Here is a 4,208-nt window from a genome sequence, read left to right as displayed (position 1 = left end):
TGCTCGCTCTCATGCTCCCGGACCAGCCGGACTGCCCGCTCGCGAACCTCAGGGGAGAAAGGTGGGATATGCTTCGTCATGGCTCCAGTCTCTCAAGAGAGTTGGAGCCTCCGAAAATCCCGGAGCGGTTCACTTGTGAGCCTCGACATCCGCGCCATGCTGAACGTGCCGGTGCGCGAGCGCGGCCGGACGGTCGGCCTGTTCTACGTGCACAGTCCCGAACCGCGTGAATGGGCACCGGAGGACGTCGCCTTCGCTCGCAACGTGGCCGACCGTGTGCAGGTCGGTATCGCCCGCCTGCGTGCCGAGGAGCAGCAGGTCACGCTCAATCACGAGCTGAGCCATCGGCTCAAGAACACACTGGCAATGGTCCAGGCTATCGCCACACAGACGCTGCGCAACGCGCCTGACCTTGAGACGGCACAGGAAGCGCTGATCGCTCGCCTGATCGCGCTGGGCAAGGCGCACGATATCCTCCTGACCGGGAAGGGCGAGAGCGCTGATGTGCACGAGATCATTCAGGGCGCGCTCGAACTGCATGACGACCTGCAGCCCGGGCGTTTCACACTGGTGGGGCCGGCCCTGCGCACGGGCGAGAAGGCAGCGCTGTCGCTGGCGCTGATGATCCACGAACTGGCGACCAATGCCGCCAAGTACGGCGCACTGAGCACGCCGAACGGCCGGGTGCATGTCAGTTGGGGCATTGCGGAGCAGCCCGGCGAGCAGACTGTGCGGCTGACGTGGCAGGAGCAGGGCGGCCCGCCGGTCACGCCGCCCAGCCGCAAAGGGTTCGGCTCATGGCTAATCGAGCGCGGCTTGGCCGGCGCTGTTGGCGGCGAGGTTCGGACAATCTATGCGCCGGAGGGTCTTGTCTGCTCCCTCGTTGCGCCGCTGAGCGGATTTCAACTCAGAAGGTGACCCCACACCCCTGGGACCGGGCGGGCTGCCGCTTCGCTTGTGGCAGCTCAGATGCTGCCACTCTGGCGCGACACGAACGCGAAGACGTTGCTCGTGAGTGCCTTGGGCAGATAGGGCTTGCCAAGGAAACGCCCGTTCATCGGTAGGTCGCCGGGACCGGGCCTGACCCGCCCGGACACGACAAGCAGGCCGATCTCCGGCCAGCGTGCCGCCACCATCTTAGCGAGCTGAAAGCCGTTCAGATGTCCGCCCGGCATCCTGACATCCGTAATCATCACGTGGATGTCTTCGCGGACGGCAAGCACCTCCAGCGCCTCCTGAGAGTTGTGCGCTTCGAACACGATCAGGCCGGCATCTTCGAGCGACTGCGCTGTGTCCATCAGCAGCAGCGGCTCATCCTCGACAACGAGGATGCCAACCTGACCGGAGGCGAGCGGCGGATGAATGTGGTGCTTGGCTGCCGTGAACATGGAAGTGGCCGCATCAGCGCGATGCAACGCCTAGGTGCCCGGCAACGGTCGTGATCCGCGAACCGACCAGCCACACCGCCTTCCTGAGCTGAGCATCGGACACCCCAAGGCGGGCCGCCCAGGCGGAGCGCACCTTCGCGTCATAGATGTCGATGTGAATTTCGCTGCGGCGGGCAACCGATGCCGTGGCTGAAGACATGATTGATAATCTCGCGCCTTTTCAGGAAAGGTCACGCCTTACTGAAAATTGTAGGGAGATATTTGACCAACGTGCGGTTTTGCAGTTCGTTGCCTGCTCTGCTGTACCTGCCGCCGAATTGACGAACTGGGCAGCCTTGCGCGGCTTATCACCTTGTCAGGCGCAGCGTTCCAATAGGGCTTGCTCGACTGGACCTTGGCAGGGCCGTGGCGTCCCTCGCAGACTGGGCGTTACGGAACCTAAGGGTGGTCGCCCTTCGCATAGTTCAAAAACTTTGAGAGGAAGGCAGCGTCAGGTCGGCCTTCAGCCCATCAATGAACCGACGCACCCGCGCAGGCATGTGCTGCCGGGTCGGAAGCACTGCCCAGATGGCCAGCAGCTCCGGCTCAGCGTCCTTGAGGGTGAGAGCCTTGAGAGCGCCGTTGGCCAAATCTTGCGCCACATCCCAGTAAGTCAGCAGCGCAAGCCCTGCCCCGGCAACGCAGGCGGCGTGCACCGTATCGACGCTGCTGGCCGCATGAACTGATGCGATGGATGCCCCCCTTCGTCGGCATCGTACGATGCTGTTTAGCGCCAAGGTGGCGCGCGAAGGAGGAGCAGATGGCGGAGGTGCAGATACTCGCGATCGACCTGGCGAAGCGGAGTTTCCAGGTCTGCGCGAGCGACCGCGCGGGGTCGTGTGGATGCCCCCCGGTTTGCAAGGTGATTTTCTGACTCTCTTTGGCGCGGCGCTTCATCGGTCGTGTGTCAGGCCTCTTGTCGTGGCTTTTCGACGCCACGGGCCGGTATGCAATTCGAACGACGCGGGCCACATCGGTTCAGCGAGCTTGTGACGCTCGAGCCCCGGGACTGGTTAGCCGCGTCGTGAACATTGAAGTCCTTGCCGCATAATCGTCAGTCGATCTCCTTGTCGGGGCCATGGCCCCGAGCGCTCACCGCATCGGCCTCCTTCGAGGACGGCGGATCACGCCAACCGGTAATCCTGCTCCCTGGTCATCATCGCCCAAATTATCCGCGCCATCTTGTTGGCTAGCGCCACGGCAGCCACCATGCGTGGTCTGCGCGCCATCAGCCGTCCAAGCCAGTTGTCAGGGAGGACGCCCTTGCGGACGATCCACCGGATCCTGCTCATGGCACCGACGATCAGCAGTTTGCGGATGTCGCCTTGGCCCATCTTGCTCATTGAGCCGAGCCTGATCTTGCCGCCCGTAGATCGCTGGCGCGGCACGAGCCCCAGCCATGCGGCAAAGTTCCGGCCGCTGGCGAAGGTCCGCAGGTCAGGTGCGAACGCCATGATTGCCCCGGCAGTCACCGGCCCGATGCCGGGGACAGTGCAAAGCCGCCGCATCTCCGCGCTGACCTGCATCGCCTCGCGCAGCCCGAGCGAGAGCTCATCGATCCTCGTCGTCAATGCGTCGATATGGTCGAGATAAAGACGGGCAATGTCGCGGACGCTTTGGGGAAGGTCGATCGTCTCGTCCCGCATCGCCGCGCGTATGTCCTTCAGGTGCGGCGTGCCTTGCGCGAAGATGAGGCCGAACTCGGCCAGATGGCCTCGCAGCGCGTTGATGATCTGCGTGCGCTGCCCGACGAAACACTGGTGGGCCCGATAAGCAACTGCGCGCGCCTGATGCTCGGCGCTCTTCACCGCGACGTAATGCATGTTCGGCCGCAGCGCCGCCTCGGCGATCGCGGCGGCGTCCGCCGCATCGTTCTTCTGCCGCTTCACGAACGGCTTCACATAGATAGGCGGGATCAACCGCACCTCGTGGCCGTGCGCTTCGGCCAGACGGCCCCAGAAATGGCTTGTGGCACATGCCTCCATCGCCACGATGCAAGGAGGCTGCTCCCGCAACAGCGCCTCCAGCTTCGTTCGCGAAATCACCCGGTTGTATAGAACCGACCCCGCGCGGTCGCTCGCGCAGACCTGGAAACTCCGCTTCGCCAGGTCGATCGCGAGTATCTGCACCTCCGCCATCTGCTCCTCCTTCGCGCGCCACCTTGGCGCTAAACAGCATCGTACGATGCCGACGAAGGGGGCATCCATCGCATCAGTTCACTCGCCCAACCGCATCGTAGCTGGTCCTGGTGCCCTAGAGCAGTGTCCGATCAGCTTGAATCGGCTGGGGTTACGGCGCGGACCAGGATGTGATTCGATGCGCGGCTTTCCGATGGGAGAGCCGAATGCCCTCAGCCCTATCCGCCGATCTGCGTGAGCGGGTCGTCACCATGATCGAGGGCGGAGCCTCGCGCCGGGAGGCGGCGCGGCGCTTTGCGGTCAGCCCAGCCAGCGCGGTGCGCTGGCACGAAGCCTTCGTGCGAGAGGGCCGCACGCGCGCCAAGCCGATGGGCGGCGACCAGCGCTCACATGCGGTTGAGGCCCGGGCTGACCTGATCCGACAGATCGACGAGGCGCAGCCCGGCTTGTTCCTGCGCGAGTTGCGCACCCAATTGGCCGAGCGCGGCCTGCGGATCGGAGTCAGCAGCCTGTCCCGCTTCTTCAAGCGACACGGCATCACGCGCAAAAAAACTAGGACGGCAAAGTCGGCTGTTGGGCTTGCCGTTCGAGCGCCCTGAGGTAGGCATCGGGATCACGGCGGAAGCGGGTTCGTGCGGTGCGG

The 4,208-nt window shown here is 64.3% G+C and carries 5 protein-coding genes and 1 pseudogene; 2 read left to right on the top strand and 4 right to left on the bottom strand.

Annotated features, from left to right (window positions below; translation table 11 throughout):
- Positions 1-135 precede the first annotated feature (135 nt).
- Positions 136-918 (top strand): sensor histidine kinase, encoded by a 783-nt coding sequence (locus WDW90_RS35335; protein WP_336492405.1) that lies wholly within the window; start codon positions 136-138, stop codon positions 916-918.
- Between the two features lie 47 nt (positions 919-965).
- On the opposite strand, the gene WDW90_RS35330 is transcribed toward WDW90_RS35335, so the two are convergent.
- The 4 genes from WDW90_RS35330 to WDW90_RS35315 all read right to left on the bottom strand — a co-directional run bounded on the left by WDW90_RS35330 (position 966) and on the right by WDW90_RS35315 (position 3,565).
- Positions 966-1,388, bottom strand: coding sequence for a response regulator (locus tag WDW90_RS35330; protein WP_336492404.1), 423 nt, complete (start codon positions 1,386-1,388; stop codon positions 966-968).
- A 13-nt stretch (positions 1,389-1,401) separates the two neighbouring features.
- A complete protein-coding gene (locus tag WDW90_RS35325; protein ID WP_336492403.1) occupies positions 1,402-1,587 on the bottom strand; it encodes a DUF3606 domain-containing protein in 186 nt (61 codons plus the stop codon).
- Positions 1,588-1,852: 265 nt separating this feature from the next.
- A complete protein-coding gene (locus WDW90_RS35320) occupies positions 1,853-2,164 on the bottom strand; it encodes a LysR substrate-binding domain-containing protein (RefSeq protein WP_336492401.1) in 312 nt (103 codons plus the stop codon).
- A gap of 387 nt (positions 2,165-2,551) precedes the next feature.
- Positions 2,552-3,565: an IS110 family RNA-guided transposase gene (locus tag WDW90_RS35315; protein ID WP_336492399.1), complete on the bottom strand. Its 1,014-nt coding sequence runs from the start codon at positions 3,563-3,565 to the stop codon at positions 2,552-2,554.
- A gap of 206 nt (positions 3,566-3,771) precedes the next feature.
- Between WDW90_RS35315 and WDW90_RS35310 the strand changes: the two are divergent.
- A pseudogene (locus WDW90_RS35310) lies at positions 3,772-4,116 on the top strand (IS630 transposase-related protein); the annotation flags it as partial.
- Between the last annotated feature and the right edge of the window lie 92 nt (positions 4,117-4,208).

Origin of the sequence: Methylobacterium nigriterrae (genome assembly GCF_037106235.1) — a bacterium.
In the GTDB taxonomy this organism is placed as follows: domain Bacteria; phylum Pseudomonadota; class Alphaproteobacteria; order Rhizobiales; family Beijerinckiaceae; genus Methylobacterium; species Methylobacterium nigriterrae.
Note: the sequence above shows the minus strand (reverse complement) of the source record. Positions and strands in the feature narration are given on the sequence as shown.